The organism is Edaphobacter modestus (assembly GCF_004217555.1).
GTDB lineage: Bacteria > Acidobacteriota > Terriglobia > Terriglobales > Acidobacteriaceae > Edaphobacter > Edaphobacter modestus.
This window is the reverse complement of the sequence record NZ_SHKW01000001.1, coordinates 1,383,776-1,401,524: the sequence shown is the minus strand read 5'-3', so window position 1 is coordinate 1,401,524 and position 17,749 is coordinate 1,383,776. Positions and strand designations below refer to the sequence as shown.

Genomic DNA, 17,749 nt, shown 5'->3' with positions numbered 1-17,749 from the left:
ATTAGGTACAGTGAAGGTATGGACTCCAGGGAAAGTGACGCGACTGCACAGAGCCTTCTCGAAGCCGTGCAGATTATGGCGCGACTCCGCGGTCCTGACGGTTGTCCTTGGGATAAGGAGCAGACCTTCGACACGATCAAACGATATACGCTGGAGGAGACCTATGAGGTCTTCGACGCGATCGAGCGAAGAGCCTGGCCGGATTTGAAGGATGAGCTGGGTGACTTACTGCTGCAGGTGCTGTTCTACGCGCAAATGGCCGCGGAAGCAGGATACTTCTCAATTTGGGACGTGGTAGCGAATCTGAATGCAAAGCTCATTCGGCGGCACCCTCATATCTTTGGGGATGTCAGGGCTGAAGATGCGGCGACCGTACTGAAAAATTGGGAAGAGATAAAACAAGAAGAGAAGCGAGCCGAAGGAGGGTCCGGCGAGGCTTCGCTGCTCGGAGAGATTCCGCGATCGATGCCGGCGCTGCTAGAGGCAGGAAAGCTGGGATCGCGTGCGGCGAGGGTAGGATTCGATTGGCCCGACGCGGATGGCCTCTTTGCAAAGCTGGACGAAGAGATCGCAGAGCTTAGGGCTGAGGTGAATGATTCGGCTGAAAGAACAGTTTCGACGGCAGTAGAAGAAGAACTGGGAGATTTGATGTTCACCGTAGTCAATCTCGCGCGTCATTTGAAGGTCGATCCTGAGTCTGCACTACGGCGCGCGAATGCGAAGTTTCGTCACCGTTTTATGTCGATGGAGAATGAAGTGGGTGGCGAAGGCCTTGCGACCCTGGATTCCGAGAAGTTAGACGCCCTATGGAAACGGGCGAAGTTGGCGAGATAGGAAAGACCTCCTCCGGAACCGCAATATACGTCGAAAGAACAGATTGGAATGATGAGTACGAGAGAAGAAAACGGGATAGAGATTCGAGAGTTGACGACGCTGGAAGAATTTGATCGCTGTGTTGTCTTGCAAGTGGAAGTGTGGGGATACAGCGATGGCGATTTGATCCCCAGGCGTGTCTTCCTGGTAGCGCAGCGAATCGGCGGTCAGGTGCTGGGAGCCTTCGACGGCAATACAATCGTTGGTTTCGCCATGGGACTTCCGGGCTATCGGAACGGGCATCCCTACCTCCATTCGCACATGCTTGCAGTGCTTTCGGACTATCGGAACGGTGGATTGGGCCGCCGGCTGAAGCTGGCCCAGAGGGATGACGCGATCGCCCGCGGGTTCGATCTCATGGAGTGGACCTTCGATCCGCTGGAGATCAAGAATGCGCATCTGAATATCGCGAGGCTGGGTGCTATCTCGCGTCGGTACAAGCCAGACTTTTACGGTCCCTCATCTTCGCCCTTGCAGGGCGGTTTGCCGACGGATAGGCTATACGCGGAATGGTGGCTCAGATCTCCCAGGGTGGTGAAGACCCTGCGGGGAGAAGCGCAGCCTGACGAAATCGTCGAACGGATCACAGTCCCGCATACCATCTACCAGTGGAAGCAGGACCCCCAGAAAAGATCTTTGGCGCAGCAGTTACAGACGGCGAATCGGGAGGCTCTCCAGTCGGCGTTTGATCGTGGTCTTAGCGTCCTGGGTTACGAACGTGACGCCGAGGGCAATGGAACATTTCTGCTTGGTGCGTGGAAAGACAAAGAACAAGGCGCCTGGAGCTAAGAGCAAACCACAATCCGGCACTATTCCGAAAACAATTGTGTAAGGACGGGACATCAAAGATGCTGAATATCGATGCGATTCACATGCGTGAGATTAATATGCCGCTGGCTCATCCGTTTGAGACCAGCTTTGGGCTGACGACTAGCCGGCGCATTCTCCTGGTTGAGCTTGAGAGTGAGGGGCTTACGGCGTGGGGAGAGTGTGTTGCGGGAGAGCACCCTTACTTCAGCGACGAGATGATCGACACGGCGTGGATTATCACGGAGACGGAGCTAGCACCGCGGCTACTCGACGCGAACCCGGAGGGCGGGGGGGATGTCCCGGAGATCTTCAAACAGGTCCGTGGTCATCGGATGGCAAAGGCCGCACTTGAAAATGCGGTCTGGGATCTGGAGGCACAAAGCAGGCGTATTTCTTTGGCTGAGTTGCTGGGAGGAACCCGCGAGGTAATTCCCTGTGGCGTATCGATCGGAATTCAGCCCAGCCTGGAGAAGCTGCTGGAAAAGATTGAAACGGATTTGGCGGCGGGATATCAGCGCATCAAGCTGAAGTGCAAACCGGGATGGGATCGCCATATCTTTGAGGCGGTGCGTAAACGCTGGCCTGAAATTCTTTTGAGCTGTGATGCGAATTCGGCATATCGCATGAAGGACTTCGATCACATTGCATCGTGGGACGAGTTCAATCTGCTGATGATTGAACAGCCGTTATGGTATGACGATTTTTACTTCCACTCGATGCTGCAAAAGAGGCTCGAGACTGCGATCTGCCTGGATGAGTCGATCCGCAATCGCCGCGATGCACTGGCGGCAATCGATATGGAATCCTGTCAGATCATCAACATCAAGGTAGGACGTGTGGGAGGATTCAGCGAGGCAATCGCCGTACACAACGCCGCGGAAGAGCGAGGAATTCCAGTTTGGTGTGGAGGGATGTTGGAGACGGGCATCGGGCGCGTGCACAATATCGCTCTGTCGTCGCTGCCGAACTTTTCGCTTCCCGGCGATGTGTCGGCCTCGGTGCGATTCTGGGCCCAGGACATTATTGAGCCTGAGGTCACCGTGAGTGCGAAGGGAGAGATCACCGTTCCCACTGGTGCGGGTTCAGGTTATGCAGTGATGCGGGGCCGGATCGAAGATCTCACTGTCCGAAAACAGACGCTGCGAGCAAAGGCGCGGTTGACAGTCTAAGAAGCAAGCGTTGCTTAGTGAACTGGCAGGGGCGTGTTTAGCAGCTGGCGAATGGCATCCTGGTAGCTCATGGAAGGAACGGGCTGGAATCCCCATGCCTCAACATCCGATTGAATGTTGAGCGTTTTAACCATGAGTGCGCGAACCGAGATGCGTTCCGTGAATCGGGTGAAAATCCAACGTCCGTTTCCTGCATCCGCCTGGTCGAGAACGAGGTGACCACCCGGATAGATATGGGCAAGCATGCCCCATCCGAAGTTGACGCCGCGGAAGATTTGTCCTTCCACGCGGAGGGTCACCTTCGTTTTGGAGTCAATCCATGCGCGACCCCGCAGGCCAGTGAGCGCCTCGGCCGTTGTCGTCGGTGGATGAAACTTTGGATTGGGTTCGTAGTCGATGACTACTTCGGTTGTGTCGGGATGTTTTCCGGTCTGTGGCTGGCCGGGAGCATAAGTGTAGATCATCGCGTCCGGCATCAGGCGGATGAGTTGATCGGCAACTTTCTTCCCGGATTGACTGTTCTTGACGTGTTTGGCGAAGGCATCAGGATCTTTAAGCATATCGGTTAGCCTCTCTCGCTCGTCCGTATCCTGTTGTTCCGTCAGGGGCTTGCCATCGCGAAGAAGAAGGCGTGCGACTGTTCCATCCCTGCTTTCGATTACGTCGCGGACCTGATCCCCCTTCGCATTGACCACATGCATTCTGTAGCGAAGGTAATTGTCCCGGTAATTCAGCGCCTCAAGCTCTTTGGCTGTGGTATCCACTACCCAACTGCGCGGTGGGATCGCGAGCAGAGACTGCGGAATAGAGGTGTTCGGGTTCGTGCTTGCCTGAATATGGAAGGTGGCGGCAAAGAGCAGCCGAGGGCAGAAAAAGACGAACAGGAGACCAAGGAAAGGGAGGCTATTCATGGGCAGAGAAAAGACTGCTGTTCGTGAGTGGCAACGACTGCTAAGCGTCCGAGGATTATTTTTCATTCTATCGAGCTCGCTGCAATCGCTGATTGTGGATACAACACAATGCTGACTATCTTACGTGTGACGTCGGGATATGCCGGAAAGTTTTCTATTTACATCGCTCCGTTTGCCTCATACGAGAGGGTTGGGTATAGTTCGGGCAAGGTGCGGAATATCCGCAGCTTCCAGTAGGAGCGAAGAGAACGAATGAAGCCAGCTGAAGGATCTACCGCAATAGGCAAATCGGTCACCATCCGGGGAGAGCTATCCGGAAATGAGGATCTTTACGTGGACGGTTTTGTCGAGGGGACGATCACCCTATCCGATCATGCCCTGACCATCGGGCCGAATGCGCGGGTGCTCGCCGACATCCACGTCAAAGACCTGGCCGTGTATGGGACGGTAACAGGTAATCTGCATGCTACCGGTCGGGTCGAAATCCGGAGCTCGGCGGTCGTCCATGGAGATATCTTTGGCGGACGGCTCTCCATTGAGGAGAATGCAACCTTCAAAGGCATGGTGAATCCGGCCTCTGGTGAATCCAAGCCAGGTAATTCATCTGCGGCCACCAAAGCAGAGCAGGAGACTCTTCTGCTTGAACCCAAGGCTTAAGCGAGAAGGGAAGCAAGCGAATGCGCAATCTCTTCGGCGGCGGCGAGGGCTCCAGTACAACTCGCGGGTCGGATTCAAATAAAATTCCGCGGCACTCCAGCGGATGGAAAGAACTGCAAAAGCACCTGAAGGGGCAGGAGTCACTTCGCGTGCTCGATATCGGCCCTACGTCCTCGACGAATATCAACTACATTACCGGCCTTGGGCACAGCATCTACATGGCAAATCTCGTGGAAGAAGCCGCAAAACCGGAGTGGGTTATTCCGGCAGAGGGCGGCGAAGAAGCCAAATATGATGTTCAGCGTTTTTTCGAAACGAACCTGAACTTCTCCGGGAGAAACTTCGATGTTGTTATCTTGTGGGACACGGTCGACTTTCTACCAGAAGCTCTTGTGGAACCTGTCTTCTCGAAGTTGCATGAGGTGATGTGCCCAGGCGGACTTATGCTGGCGTTCTTTCATGCCAACACCGATCCTGGGACTGTCTTTTGCCGCTACCACCTTACGGATACCGAGGTGGTCGAGATGCAGCGGGCGGGGAACTACCCGTTGCTCAATACCTATAGCAATCGAAAAGTCGAAAACCTTCTTCGCGAGTTCAGCAGCTATAGATTTTTTCTTGCCAAAGATAGCCTTCGGGAAGTGATTGTTACTCGATAGGCTTGAGTAGGCGATTTGGTACAGATCAAAGGCGCGATCGACAGGAAGTGTGCTCGATCGCGCCTCTAAAATTTTCCACAAAGAAGAATGGAGATTGTTACTTTCCAGCCTTCTGCTTTCGTTGCTCTGCCCAGCGCTTCTTCATTGCTTCAGCGATACGCTTACGTCCTTCAGGAGTCAGCTTGCGCTTTCGTTTGGCTGGGGTTGCTGCTGCGGCAGCAGTGGTGCTTCCCTTGGGGCGGCCCCGACGACCGCCCGGAACAGGCTTGGACGCATCGGCAAGCAAAGCACGGGCCTGTTGCAGTTTCCGTATTTGCGCGTCGATCTCGGCAACAATTCGAGTAACTTCCACTGAAGTCTCCTAATATGCGGGAACAAGAGTTTTGTTCTGCCCCGCCTCTGATTTCGCGGAATTCGAAGTAGTATCGAAGACCCCATCGGTAACAACTAATGAAAAGGATAACATCCGTCGCGCGCATAGCAACGCGACGGAGTTGTTATTTCCGGGGGATCTCCACCTTTTCCTTATCCGAAGTAACTTCGGAGTGGGTTCGAATCGCGTACCCCGGCCCCGACTTATCCATCTCTTCATGATAGAGATTACCGAGTCCACGGCGCTGCATAGAACGCTGGAGATAATGTTGCATGCCCTGCAGCGTGCCCTCCTTATCTCTCGCGAACTCAGATGCCATCCTAGTAAGAGCATAGGTGACAATATCACTGTGATGAAGCTCACGCATGGCGGGGTCTCGACGTAGATTGAGCCAGAGACGGTGGACGAGTTGCACTTCGTCTGGTTGAATCGTAGGAGCATGAGGACCGATGTGAAAACTCAAAGCCTCCCCATCGGGCTTAATGACATAGAAAGTAAATTGTCGCTTTGGCTCTGGAAGGGCCTCCCAGGCCTGTCCTACGTGATAGGCCTGCTCCTCGGCAGTGAGTTTGCTTGAGAGGCCAGAGACGACGGCCGCTGCATCGAGCGAATTTGCTGTCCGCACCAGAGCTGCAAAGATGTCGCCTGCAGGCACGACAAGCAGTGAGATGTGCTTTCCAAAGCTCTCCGCCACTGAGACAGCCTTGGTGAACAGCATCTGTTCGTGCTCGCTGAAGAGTTGCTCGGACGCTTCCACGTACTCCGGTCCTCCGACACCCATCATGCGTGCCGCGAGGACGACAATATCCTGCTCTTCAGTACTGGTATGGGTGAGGGCCCACTTGAGGGCAAATGGTGTTGCAGCATCGCGCATGGTTACAATGACGGCGCCAGGCCGGATATCGAGCGAGGATGTGCCCACCGTATCCTGATGCTCAAGCTGAAAATGCTCGCGCATCTGGGACGTAACATCATGTCGACGCTTATTGCTTCGCTCCGAGAGCGAAAAGACCACAAAGAAGGCCGCAGCAAAGATAACTCCGCTGACCGTTGCGATGGACTTGGTGAAGAGATTGACAATAGCCGTCGTAGAAAGAACCAGGAAGACCGAAAGGAGTCCTATTGGAATTTCGGTCTTGCCGATGCGAATATTCAGCGGAACCTTCCATCCGCGTTCGCCATGGTATTTCCAGCGCAGGATCAGCATGGCCAGCGCATTGAACGTAAAGCTCCAGATCACTCCAAACGCATAAGCTTCGCCGATAACAACGACATTGCCATGGGTCAAGGCGATGACAAGCAACTGCATTCCGGCGACGAGATTTACGATTCGATAGCTTGTGCCGTATTTCTTTTGAGGCTTACGGAACCAGTCAGTCAGTACTCCGTCTTCGGCGACACGCATCAGAACGCCTGTGGAGCCCACGATGGCCGTATTGACCGCGCCTCCTAAAATCAGGAAGCCGACGAGGACGACAAAACAACGAAAGATGATGCGAAGGACCTCGGGGCCGACCATGTACATGGCCATTCCGGCGATCAGGTTGTCACGATACACGTGAACGCGTACCCCGTCGGGAATAATCATGACAGCCAGCAGTGAGCAGAGCCCGGTGAAGAAGAAGCTGTAGGTTGCAATAACGAGCGCTGCTCGTTTCAGATTCTTCAGCTTCGGATGCTCGATCTCCCGGTTGACCTGTGCGAGTGATTCTTCGCCGCTCATCGCAAGCACCGAATGTCCGAAAGCCATCAGGACGCCAAAGAGGCCCAGGGTCGTGGCGAATTTCGTTCCCTTCAAAAAGCCGAGCGCGTCAGAGCTGAAGTGAAGATTAGACGGTACGGGAAACGGGGGAAGCTCCGCGCCGCGATGAAGGACGGTAAAGATTCCCCAGAACAAAAGAATCACCACCATGACGGTGGTGATCTTCATAATGTCGAGGGCGCGTTGACTGGATTCTTCGATGCCTTTTGTGTTCTGCCACCAGAAATAAAGGGTGATCAATACGGCGATTCCTGCCGAGGCTATATCCGGTCGCAGGTGCGGGGTCGCCGCCCAATGAAATCTCTGCCCCGCAAAAGCAAAGAGATCATTCATCAGTCCAACAATGTAATGCCCGGCAGAGACGCCCGAGATGGGGCCAGTGAGGACGTAATCAAACATCAGCGCCGAAACACTGACCTTTGCAAAGGTGCTCCCAAGCGCTTCCTTAACAATGCGATAGACCCCACCCCGCGTAAACATCGAGCAACTCTCGACGTACACGGAGCGAACCGCATAGGCGAAAAAGACAACGGAAAGGATGAACCACGGGGCCGACTTGCCAATCGCTTCTTCGGCGAGACCGCCCGCATAGAAAGCCGAGGAGCCTAAATCATTGAGAACAATGGCGGCTGCTCGCCAGAAAGAGATGAACGTCAGCATAACCGAGGAAGCCACGACGAGGCGTACTCGGTTGGATTGCGGCAGAACGACAGTATTTTTTGCTGACGCCATTGATTAGTAGGACGCGTCTGTCTGTCACGGTGTCGAGAAAACTATCGTGCCGACACACAGTTTAGGAGCGAGCAGGCCTACCGTCAATTGTTCAGTCTTGTTAACCGACGAAAAATTTGGGGGAAACAAAGACAGCGAAGGGTTAGGATTCTTGCTCTTCATCGCTGGTAAATATCTCCTGCAGGTCTCGCAGGACAGTAAACAGAACGACGAGCATCGAGCCAGCCATTCCGATGAAGAACAGCGGTACCAGGATCGCGCTGAGTAGATGGAGCAGGTGGTCCATGCTGCGTTCATTATAGAGCTCGGAACGGGTGGTAGACTCAAGCCGATGCGACTTGCTCCCGGTCGGCTCTGGGCTATGGCTGCGCTCTCCGGAGTTCTGCAGGTTGTGCCCTTTCCTGTCGCAGGTCCGGTTCCACGATGGCGGGCAACGTTCTGCTGGATTGCGCTTACACCGCTTTTGTGGGCCCTTACGCGGCACGGTAAAAACGGCGAAGAGCTGACCTCCGGGCAGAGTACAGCACTTGCATATCTCTGTGGATTTCTCTGGTACCTGGGAAACTGCTACTGGATTTACCAGACCATGTATCTTTACGGCGGATTGGATAAACCGGTCGCAGCGGGCATCCTGATCCTCTTCTGTCTTTATCTTGGGCTGTACCACGCGCTGTTCGGGTGGATATTTGGGACGATACGGTCTTATTTCGGAACTCAGATCACCCTGTTCCTCAGCCCCTTTCTATGGGTGGCGGTGGAGTTGGCGCGGGCCCGTATCACGGGGCTGCCGTGGGATCTTCTCGGATTTTCCCAGATTGACAATGCCGCGTTGACGAGACTGGCGCCCATTACTGGAGCCTTTGGCCTGTCCTTTGTCATCGCACTGGTCAATGCTCTATGGCTGGTACGAATAGAGATTCGCGAACGGCGGCACACCCGCCTTGTCCTAACCACCGTCGGTGTTCTCCTCATCGTGGGGTATGTTGTCGGCATACGGACAATCGCGACTCCGCGAAGGAACCGGGCTACAGCAACTGCGACGCTGGTGCAGCAGAACCTCGAGGTTGGTGCGGCGGCAAAGGGGCCCGAGCCGACGGCCGAAGAGTTGTTGCATTCCTTCACTTATCTCAGTCGTCATCCGGGAGACCGAATGTATCTCGGGACTCCCGAACGAAAGGGAACCCCCATGGTTCGGTTTGAATCGACGCCGGACCCAAGAGATTCGGACCTGATTGTCTGGCCGGAGTCCCCGGCCCCCTTCCAGGAGAACGATCCCCAGTTTCGCTCCGCGATCTCAGATCTTGCCAGACAGGCACATGCTGCCGTGATTGTGGGAAATATTGCCGTTGACCGTACCACGTCCAACGCCCGCGGATACTTTCTTTTCAATTCGGCCTCCTTTATTACGCCGCAGGGGGAGTTTGCAGGCCGATACGACAAGATGCACCTCGTTCCTTTCGGCGAGTATGTCCCGTTCAAGAGTCTCTTCTTCTTTGCGCAGAATCTTCTGCATGAGGCCGGTACATTTGACGCGGGCGCGACCCGAAGCCTGTTTGCGGTAAATGGTCATCGCTATGGAACCTTTATCTGCTACGAGTCGATCTTCGCCGACGAGATTCGCCAGTTCGTACGCCAGGGTGCGGACATCCTGATCAACATCTCCAATGACGGGTGGTACGGCGATACCAGTGCGCCCTGGCAGCATCTGAATATGGTTCGGATGCGGGCGATCGAAAATCATCGCTGGATTCTGCGTGCGACCAATACCGGCGTCACCGCCTCCATCGATCCCGACGGACGGGTGGTAGCGGCGGCTCCCAGGCACGTACGCACCAGCATCCGCGTCGGCTTCGGTTATGAGCACGACATCACCTTCTACGTCGCTCACGGAGACTGGTTTGCCTGGATCTGCGCCGGGGCCACGGCAGCCGCTTTGGGTTTGAGCCTTCGCTCGCGGTTTGCCGTAAACTAGAGCCATGCTGAGTGATCTGGAATACACGTTCTCCCCGGTGCGCGAAAAGATTCGCGATCTGCGGGAGTATCTTTGACTCGTCCCGCCTTCGTCGTGAACTAGCTGACATAGAAGAAAAGACCGCCGATCCAGCCGTCTGGGCCGATCCCACGCGCTCGCAGCCGCTCATGCGGGAGCGGAAGCGTATCGAGAATCTACTGGCCGACGATTCCGAGCTGGCACGGCGCGCCGACGATATTGAGGCTTACTTTGAGCTCGCCCGCGAGGGAGAAGATACCGAGGCAGATCTCGCGCGCGAGATTCCCGCGTTGGTGCAGTTCGCCGAGCAGCTCGAGTCCAAGACAATGCTCTCCGAAGAGACCGATCCGCTGAACGCGATCGTCGTCGTCCACCCTGGTGCTGGCGGAACCGAGTCCCAGGACTGGGCCGAGATGCTCATGCGCATGTACATCCGTTGGGGTGAGCGTCAGAACTTCAAGGTCGAGATCAACGAGGTGCAGGACGGGGATGAGGCCGGAATCAAATCGGCTACGTTTACCATCTCGGGCGACTTCGCCTACGGTCTGCTCTCAGGCGAGACCGGTGTCCATAGGCTGGTACGAATCTCTCCCTTCGATTCAGCGAAGCGCAGACACACCAGCTTCGCGTCCGTCTTCGTATCGCCGGAGATCGACGACACCATCGTCATCGACATCAAGCCCGAAGACCTGCGGATCGATACCTACCGCTCGGGCGGCAAGGGTGGCCAGCACGTCAACACTACCGATTCGGCCGTACGGATCACCCATCTTCCGACTGGTCTGGTTGCGGGTTGTCAGAACGAACGCTCCCAGCACAAGAACAAAGAGCGAGCGATGAAGATGCTTCGCTCCCGGCTTTACGAATATGAGCTCGAGAAGAAAAAGGCCGTGAGCAAGAAGCTCGAGGACTCGAAACTCGACATCAAGTTCGGTTCACAGATCCGCAATTATGTTATGCAGCCGTACCGTATGGTGAAAGATCTGCGGACGCGCGTCGAGACAGGTGACGTGGACCGTGTTCTCGACGGCGCTCTTGAGCCCTTCATTCGCTCTTATCTCAGAATGCGGCGCGAGGGTGGGGTTCCCGCGGCCGTGACGGCGGATGACGATCTCTAGGGTTTGTTGGTTCTTATAGCCGGTGGAATAGGACTTGATCCCACATTGCGAGACCGACGACGCTCGCTGTCTGGGATTGCATGTAGGGGAGCGCCGCGACAAGCGTTTGCATCTTATTTTCTTCCGCCACCGACATCATTTAGGCGTAATCCTCTGTGACCCGGCCGCGTGCATCCGCATCCAAAGTCCAGGGTCGAGGAGGTTGTTTGATGGCTAAGGCGTCTGAAACAAACGGCAAGAACGAGCTTGTTGAGCAGTTGTTGGCGCTGCTGCGAGGCGGGCAAGCCCACGCTACCTTCGAGGAAGCGGTGAAGGATTTCCCAACGGAGTATCGCGGAACAGTGCCGCAGGGCTTGCCATACTCCGCCTGGCAGTTACTCGAGCATCTGCGGATCACGCAGCGCGACATCCTTGATTTCAGCGCGCCCCCGACCGGCGGCTACCAGCCCATCGAGTGGCCCGCTGGCTACTGGCCGAAGTCCGCCGAACCGCCATCGGCCCATGCGTGGGACGCCTCGGTGGCGGAGGTGGGCAAGGACCGCGAGACCTTCGAAAAGCTGCTGTCCAAGCCCGATGCAGATCTCTACAAACCATTCCGCTGGGGTGAAGGCCAGAACCTCCTGCGCGAAGCCCTGCTGATCGCAGATCATACCGCCTACCACGTCGGCGAGTTGATCCTGTTGCGCCGCCTGCTTGGAATCTGGGGAAACAAGTAAACTGTGCGGATGAGAGGGAACCAGGGCCATGAACGAGCCTGAAGTTATTCGTGCAATGCTGGGCCACCCTCCTGCCGAACCGCGCACCATCGCAGTTGTGGGACTTTCGGAGAACCCGGATAAGCCGAGCCACTACGTCCCCGCTTACATGCAGCAGCACGGCTATCGTATCTTGCCTGTGAACCCTATGGTGGAGTCGGTGCTCGGCGAGCGCGCCTATCCGTCGCTGGCCGATCTTCCCGCCCGACCCGACGTTGTAAATGTCTTTCGATTGCCAAAATTTATTCCAGCAATTGTCGACCAGATGCTCGATCTGGGATTTAAAAATCTGTGGGTTCAACAGGGAATCATCAATAACGAAGCGGCTGCGGTGGCCGAAGCCGGCGGCATCTGGGTGGTGATGGACCGGTGCATCATGGTCGAGCACCGCTTTGCGCAGCTGAGTTAGCTATTGCTATCGGTACCCTGCACCAACCGCGCAGCCTACAATGGAGAGTGATGGACATTCGTCGGTATCTTGGTTTGTTCCTGCTCCTGGCCTGCTTCGTCATCGCCGGTCCTTTTGCCCACGCGCAGATTCAGGTCGTCGGTGATGGCGGTCCTGGACCGGTAAAGGCGCAACACCTCACGGCCGAACTGGTCTCGCTGGCGCCTGCTCTTGCGCCGGGTGGAACGCTCGATGTAGGCCTGGTGATCACGCTTGAGGAAAAGTGGCATGTCTACTGGATCAACGCGGGAGATTCTGGCGAGCCTCCACGGATAAAGTGGACCCTTCCGCAAGGCATCACGGCGGGGCCGATGCAGTTTCCGATTCCGAGTCGTCTTCCTCTCGGCCCCCTGATGGATTTTGGCTACGAGGATGAGGTTGCGTTTCCGGTAAAACTGACTGCGGCGAGGAACGTCAAGCCGGGTCCCGTTCATCTCGACGCGAGGGTGGACTGGCTGGTCTGCCGCGAGGTCTGCATCCCCGGCAAGGCGCATCTTGGATTGAACCTTACGGTTGACCCCAAGGCAACGAGTCCGGCGCAACCTGTTGGCGCCTTGGGCGAAGCGCTGGGACTTCTTCCAAAGCCGCTTCCCGGGGATATGAAGCTTACGGTTACCGGGGGCAAAAACGAGTTCGTGCTGGACCTGATCACGGGCGAACGCACAACAGACGCCGAGTTTTATCCCTTCGATCAAGAGCAGATTGCAAACGCTGGCGACCAGGTCGTCGAGCCGCTGTCCGACGGCGTCAGGCTGCGCGTACCCCGTTCTCCCGAACTCACTAAGCTGCCGGCAACGTTGCGCGGTGTCATTAAGCTGGACGATGAGACTGCATACGACATCACGGCGCCCATCGTCGCGGGTGAAGTTCCGCGGCGCGCGGGCAGCGGTCCTCTTCCTCCGGCAGCGAAGGAACTGACCGTTCTGGCGGCCGTCAGCCTTGCCTTCGTTGGTGGCATCATTCTGAACCTGATGCCCTGTGTCTTTCCTGTGCTCTTCCTCAAGGGACTTTCTCTTGTACAGTCGTCGAATGAAGACCGCGGCAGGATCAGGCGTCATGGCCTCGTATACACGCTAGGAATTCTCGTCTCCTTTTGGATCATTGTTGGCGCTCTCCTGGCCCTGCGCGCAGGAGGCAGCGAGGCCGGTTGGGGCTTTCAACTGCAATCGCCCACCTTCCTGGCGATTCTTGCTTCGGGTATCTTTTTCTTCGCGCTCTCTCTGGCGGGGCTCTTTGATATCGGCCTCTCTCTTACCAGCGTAGGCGGAGAACTGGCGCAGAAGCAGGGGTACACGGGGAGCTTCTTTACCGGAGTCCTTGCAACGGTAGTCGCTACACCGTGCACCGCGCCTTTCATGGGAGCTGCGATCGGCTTCGCACTGGCGCAATCCGGATGGATCACGTTCGCGATCTTTACATCGCTGGCCCTAGGGCTTGCGGCCCCTTATCTGCTGTTGAGTCTTCAGCCGGCCTGGACACGGCTGTTGCCGCGGCCGGGCGCCTGGATGGAAACCTTCAAGCAGATCACGGCCATTATCTTTTTCGCGACGGTGATCTGGCTGACATATGTATACGGCAGCCTCTTTGGCTCGGCTTCCGCGGCAGGACAAGGCGTCTATCACGTCGCCCTCCTGCTTGCATGTTTTCTGCTGCTTGCGATTGCCGGATGGATACTTGGGAGATGGCCGGCGCGATGGACCAGCTCAATCGCTGCTTTGATCGTTGGCATCCTGGCCCTCGCGGTACCCATCTACCAGCCGAAACAGACTACGCTGACGTGGCAACCTTTCTCCGAACAGACTTTGGCGCAGGCCCGCAGCGAAGGAAATCCGATCTTTATCGACTTTACTGCAGCATGGTGTCTGAGCTGTCAGGTCAATGAGCGCCTTGTCCTGCGGTCTGCCGACGTACAGCGTGAGTTCTCACGGAATAAAGTTACCCTCATCAAGGCCGACTGGACTCAATACGATGCGGCGATTACCAAGCAACTGGCCTCAATTGGGCGCAGTGGCGTCCCGACGTACGTCATCTATCCGGCGGGCAAGGGAAGCGCGGATGTACTTCCGGAGCTGCTGACGAAGGACATCGTGTTGGCAGCTCTCAAAAAGGACACAAGAAGATGAGCCGAAGTGATGAGCAGCAGATCCGTGACCTGATCGCAACCTGGATGAAGGCCTCTCGGGAAGGTGACCTCGCCACGGTCATGAACCTGATGGCCGAAGACGTTGTTTTCCTTACTCCGGGCGATGCGCCGATGCGTCGCGAAGACTTCGAAGCGCGATCGAAAGAGATGGCGCCTAAGGTGCAGATTGACGGAGATTTCAAGGTGCAGGAGATCACCGTGACAGGGGATTTAGCCGTCTGCTGGAATTATCTGGAGATTACCGTGACGCCGCTGCATGGGGGCTCAGCGGTGAAACGAGCCGGCAATGTACTGTCTGTTTTTCGTCGTGGAAATGATGGCCAATGGCGTATCTGGCGCGATGCCAATATGTTAGGTCTTTCCTCCTAAGCAACGATTGCGCCGGGAAGCGTAACGGTCGCACAATAGTGCCATGCTTGTGTGGAGGTGACTCTACTTATGCGTCAACGTCGTCTTCTCTTGCTTGTTCTGGGTCTTGCGACGCTCCCCGTATTCGCTCTCACGCCCGGCGCGCAGGCCCCCGATTTCAAAGGCACCGATTCCAATGGTGTCAACCATAACCTTTCACAATATCGCGGCAAGTACGTTGTCCTTGAGTGGGCCAATCAGGGATGCCCATATGATCAGAAGCATTACCTCAGTGGCAACATGGCAGCCTTGCAGCGGCAGTGGACGGAAAAGGGCGTCGTCTGGTTGTCGGTGATCTCCTCCGCGCCGGGTGAGCAGGGCAATGTAAGCCCTTCCGAAGAGAACCAGTATCTCAAAAAGATGAAGGCTGCTCCGACGGCAGCGCTGCTTGATCCCGAAGGGACCATCGGACGTCTTTACCAGGCCAAGACAACCCCACATATCTTTGTCATCGATCCCCAGGGAACGCTGATCTATCAAGGTGCCATCGACGACAAGCCGACCACCGATCAGGCCGACATCAAGCCTGCCCATAACTATTTGAATGCCGCGCTCATATCGGCAATGGCAGGCAAGGCGGTTCCGACGGCGAGTACACGCCCCTACGGGTGCTCTGTGAAATACAAGGAGTAGCGTGAGAGCACGTTTATCCTCGTTTCTCCGACTTGATGCGGGCGATCTCTTCCATGCGCTGTGCCAGTAATCGCTCTCGCCCTTCATTCGTAGGGAAGTAGTAGCGGTGGCCGGCGAGCGAAGGCGGGAGACACTTCATATCGGCGACGCGGCCCTCAACATCGTGGGCGTATTGGTAACCCTTTCCATAATCGAGTTCCTTCATCAGCTTCGTAGGAGCGTTGCGCAGATGCAGGGGAACAGGTTCTGCAGCGGTCGTCTGGATATCGCCGCGAACGCTGTTGTAGGCCGTGTAGACGGCGTTCGACTTCGGCGCGAGGGCGAGATAGACGACTGCCTGGGCCAGGGCCAGTTCTCCCTCGGGATGCCCGAGAAAATGCATAGCGTCCTTGGCCGAGAGGCAGAGATTCAATGCCTCGGGTGCGGCGAGTCCGATGTCTTCGACCGCCATACGAACTACGCGGCGCGCCACGTACATAGGGTCCTCGCCCGCCTCCAGCATTCGCCCCAGCCAATAAAGAGCGGCATCGGGATCGGAGTTCCGGACGCTCTTATGCAGCGCGGAGATGATGTCGTAATGTTGCTCGCCTTTTTTGTCGTAGAGCAGAACTCGGCGCTGCATGGCGTCGGCGGCAATCGCTTTTGTAAGCACCTTCTCGTTTCGTCCTTGCACAAGCCGCACCGCAACCTCGAGCGCATTCAGTGCATTGCGCGCGTCTCCGCTCGAGTAAGAGGCAATCGTCGAAAGCGCATCGTCTTCAGCCATAACGCCTGCTGATCCCAGGCCGCGTTCGGCATCGGCGAGTGCCCGCCGCATCAGCGCAATCACCTGCTCTTCGGAAAGGGCAGCCAATGTGTAAACGCGGCAACGTGAGAGCAGGGCGGCAATAATCTCGAAGGAAGGATTCTCGGTCGTTGCACCAATCAGCCGGATCGTTCCACGTTCGACATAAGGTAGAAACGCGTCCTGCTGCGCTTTGTTGAAGCGATGTATTTCATCTACGAAAAGGATCGTGCGTGAGCCGAGATGCGCGGCTTTCTCGGCATCGGCCATCACTTGCTTAATCTCTTTGATCCCGCTGAGTACGGCGGAGAACTCGATGAAGGTAGACTGCGTCCGCCACGCGATAATCTTCGCGAGCGTCGTCTTGCCCGTCCCCGGTGGCCCCCAGAAGATCATCGAGGTAGCATCGTCGTTTTCGATGGCGACGCGCAGCGGTTTTCCGAGCCCGAGTAGATGTTCCTGGCCGACATAGTCTTCAAGCGTGCGCGGCCGCATGCGTTCAGCCAGAGGTGCCTGCCGTGCCTGTAATGGCGCCAGCGGGGTGGAATCAAAAAGACTCATCGATTCGCTCCGGTAGGCCGTCGCCGCAGAGGACCTGGAATCCGAGAAATGGTCTGGGCGAGGGCGGTTTGCTCTCTCTGAAGCGCCGCGGAGCGCTGACGCGAAGCCTCGTAGAGCAGCAGAGACGCTGCAATAGCGGCGTTCAGGCTCTCAACCGGGCCGGGGCAGGGAATCGTGATACGCTCGGTGGCCAACTGAAGCCATTCCCTGCCCAGCCCCGAGCCTTCGTTGCCGATCAGGATGCCGCTCGGCCGCCGCAGGTCCGCATCTTGTGCGAAGACCACGCCACTCTCAGCTGCGCCTACCGCGGCGAATAAGCGAATACACTGAGATGTTTGCAATGCAGCGATCTCTTCCAAGGTGGAGGGGATGACGGGGACTCGAAAGATGCTCCCCGCACTCGCCCGTAGCGCCTTCTGATTCCACGGACTCACCGAGCCGGGCGTCGTAACAACACCGCTTGCGCCAAACGCTTCTGCCGATCGAACGATGGTTCCCATATTTCCCGGATCCTGGAGTCCGGCAGCGATGATCAGGAGCGCAGAAGGTTGCCGTTCCAGGATGTCCACCATCTCGAAGTGCGGCGGGGCAATCAGCGCAGCAATCCCCTGCGGGGAACGGGTTTCAACCGCGCTGGCGAAGACATCCGAGGTCAGATGCACGATCTCGACCTCGTCGGAAACCCCATCCGGAGTCCGCCGATCTGTCAGGAAGATAGTTTGAAGAGCAATTCCGCTACGTAGTGCTTCTTCGACGAGGTGTTCCCCTTCAATCGCAAGTAGACCGCCCGACAGGCGATCCTGTCCCGCGAAAGCTGCCCGCAGCTGTTTTACTCGCGCATTGGTACGACTTGAGATCGTTGTTGCCGTTCCTGCCATCCTGAAAAGAATACGCCGTCCCGCGACGGGCCACCTCATGCGATGCTTTGAGTCGGGCTCAGCAGTATGCTATGTTCCGAGATGG

The 17,749-nt window shown here is 56.5% G+C and carries 19 protein-coding genes; 13 read left to right on the top strand and 6 right to left on the bottom strand.

The window, feature by feature from the left end:
* The first annotated feature begins 18 nt into the window (after positions 1–18).
* The 3 genes from mazG (at position 19) to menC (ending at position 2,852) form a co-directional block, all read left to right on the top strand.
* Positions 19–834, top strand: coding sequence for a nucleoside triphosphate pyrophosphohydrolase (mazG, locus tag BDD14_RS05905; protein ID WP_130417995.1), 816 nt, complete (start codon positions 19–21; stop codon positions 832–834).
* 48 nt (positions 835–882) lie between these two features.
* A complete protein-coding gene (locus tag BDD14_RS05900) occupies positions 883–1,662 on the top strand; it encodes a GNAT family N-acetyltransferase (RefSeq protein WP_341273295.1) in 780 nt (259 codons plus the stop codon).
* 62 nt (positions 1,663–1,724) lie between these two features.
* Positions 1,725–2,852 carry an o-succinylbenzoate synthase gene (menC, locus tag BDD14_RS05895; protein WP_130422770.1) on the top strand — a complete coding sequence of 376 codons (1,128 nt, stop codon included), beginning with the start codon at positions 1,725–1,727 and terminating at the stop codon, positions 2,850–2,852.
* 14 nt (positions 2,853–2,866) lie between these two features.
* On the opposite strand, the gene BDD14_RS05890 is transcribed toward menC, so the two are convergent.
* Entirely contained in the window at positions 2,867–3,763 is an 897-nt protein-coding gene (locus tag BDD14_RS05890; RefSeq protein ID WP_130417994.1) for a hypothetical protein, read from the bottom strand.
* A 108-nt stretch (positions 3,764–3,871) separates the two neighbouring features.
* Here BDD14_RS05890 and BDD14_RS33685 point away from each other — a divergent pair, with 108 nt between their 5' ends.
* From BDD14_RS33685 to BDD14_RS05880, 3 genes are read left to right on the top strand one after another with little or no spacing between them, the layout of a single operon-like run.
* Positions 3,872–4,000, top strand: coding sequence for a hypothetical protein (locus BDD14_RS33685; RefSeq protein WP_278045470.1), 129 nt, complete (start codon positions 3,872–3,874; stop codon positions 3,998–4,000).
* Positions 4,001–4,015: 15 nt separating this feature from the next.
* Positions 4,016–4,420, top strand: coding sequence for a bactofilin family protein (locus tag BDD14_RS05885; RefSeq protein WP_130417993.1), 405 nt, complete (start codon positions 4,016–4,018; stop codon positions 4,418–4,420).
* A 20-nt stretch (positions 4,421–4,440) separates the two neighbouring features.
* Entirely contained in the window at positions 4,441–5,079 is a 639-nt protein-coding gene (locus tag BDD14_RS05880; protein ID WP_165419937.1) for a class I SAM-dependent methyltransferase, read from the top strand.
* Between the two features lie 97 nt (positions 5,080–5,176).
* Here the strand turns inward: BDD14_RS05880 and BDD14_RS05875 are convergent, their stop codons facing one another.
* The 3 genes from BDD14_RS05875 to BDD14_RS31615 form a co-directional block, all read right to left on the bottom strand.
* Entirely contained in the window at positions 5,177–5,431 is a 255-nt protein-coding gene (locus tag BDD14_RS05875) for a hypothetical protein (RefSeq protein ID WP_130417992.1), read from the bottom strand.
* A 145-nt stretch (positions 5,432–5,576) separates the two neighbouring features.
* Positions 5,577–7,946 (bottom strand): APC family permease, encoded by a 2,370-nt coding sequence (locus tag BDD14_RS05870; RefSeq protein WP_242617771.1) that lies wholly within the window; start codon positions 7,944–7,946, stop codon positions 5,577–5,579.
* 142 nt (positions 7,947–8,088) lie between these two features.
* Entirely contained in the window at positions 8,089–8,232 is a 144-nt protein-coding gene (locus tag BDD14_RS31615; RefSeq protein WP_165419936.1) for a hypothetical protein, read from the bottom strand.
* Between the two features lie 45 nt (positions 8,233–8,277).
* On the opposite strand from BDD14_RS31615, the gene lnt reads away from it, so the two are divergent.
* The 7 genes from lnt (at position 8,278) to BDD14_RS05835 (ending at position 15,441) form a co-directional block, all read left to right on the top strand.
* Positions 8,278–9,918 (top strand): apolipoprotein N-acyltransferase, encoded by a 1,641-nt coding sequence (lnt, locus tag BDD14_RS05865; protein WP_242617770.1) that lies wholly within the window; start codon positions 8,278–8,280, stop codon positions 9,916–9,918.
* 4 nt (positions 9,919–9,922) lie between these two features.
* A protein-coding gene (gene prfB, locus BDD14_RS05860; RefSeq protein ID WP_130417991.1) for a peptide chain release factor 2 occupies positions 9,923–11,054 on the top strand; the annotation gives its coding sequence in 2 pieces (ribosomal slippage) (positions 9,923–9,991 and positions 9,993–11,054; 1,131 coding nt in all).
* 209 nt (positions 11,055–11,263) lie between these two features.
* Positions 11,264–11,770: a DinB family protein gene (locus tag BDD14_RS05855; protein WP_130417990.1), complete on the top strand. Its 507-nt coding sequence runs from the start codon at positions 11,264–11,266 to the stop codon at positions 11,768–11,770.
* A gap of 28 nt (positions 11,771–11,798) precedes the next feature.
* Positions 11,799–12,218, top strand: coding sequence for a CoA-binding protein (locus tag BDD14_RS05850; RefSeq protein ID WP_130417989.1), 420 nt, complete (start codon positions 11,799–11,801; stop codon positions 12,216–12,218).
* 50 nt (positions 12,219–12,268) lie between these two features.
* Positions 12,269–14,380 (top strand): protein-disulfide reductase DsbD family protein, encoded by a 2,112-nt coding sequence (locus tag BDD14_RS05845; RefSeq protein WP_130417988.1) that lies wholly within the window; start codon positions 12,269–12,271, stop codon positions 14,378–14,380.
* The gene (locus BDD14_RS05840) at positions 14,377–14,769 is read left to right on the top strand and encodes a YybH family protein (protein WP_130417987.1); all 393 of its coding nucleotides are present in this window, start codon (positions 14,377–14,379) and stop codon (positions 14,767–14,769) included. The genes BDD14_RS05845 and BDD14_RS05840 overlap by 4 nt, the downstream gene beginning before the upstream one ends.
* A 69-nt stretch (positions 14,770–14,838) precedes the next feature.
* Positions 14,839–15,441 (top strand): redoxin domain-containing protein, encoded by a 603-nt coding sequence (locus BDD14_RS05835; RefSeq protein WP_130417986.1) that lies wholly within the window; start codon positions 14,839–14,841, stop codon positions 15,439–15,441.
* A 13-nt stretch (positions 15,442–15,454) separates the two neighbouring features.
* On the opposite strand, the gene BDD14_RS05830 is transcribed toward BDD14_RS05835, so the two are convergent.
* Together BDD14_RS05830 and BDD14_RS05825 are read right to left on the bottom strand one after the other, a co-directional pair.
* The gene (locus tag BDD14_RS05830; RefSeq protein WP_130417985.1) at positions 15,455–16,786 is read right to left on the bottom strand and encodes a replication-associated recombination protein A; all 1,332 of its coding nucleotides are present in this window, start codon (positions 16,784–16,786) and stop codon (positions 15,455–15,457) included.
* Positions 16,783–17,664, bottom strand: coding sequence for a TrmH family RNA methyltransferase (locus BDD14_RS05825; RefSeq protein ID WP_130417984.1), 882 nt, complete (start codon positions 17,662–17,664; stop codon positions 16,783–16,785). The genes BDD14_RS05830 and BDD14_RS05825 overlap by 4 nt, the downstream gene beginning before the upstream one ends.
* Between the last annotated feature and the right edge of the window lie 85 nt (positions 17,665–17,749).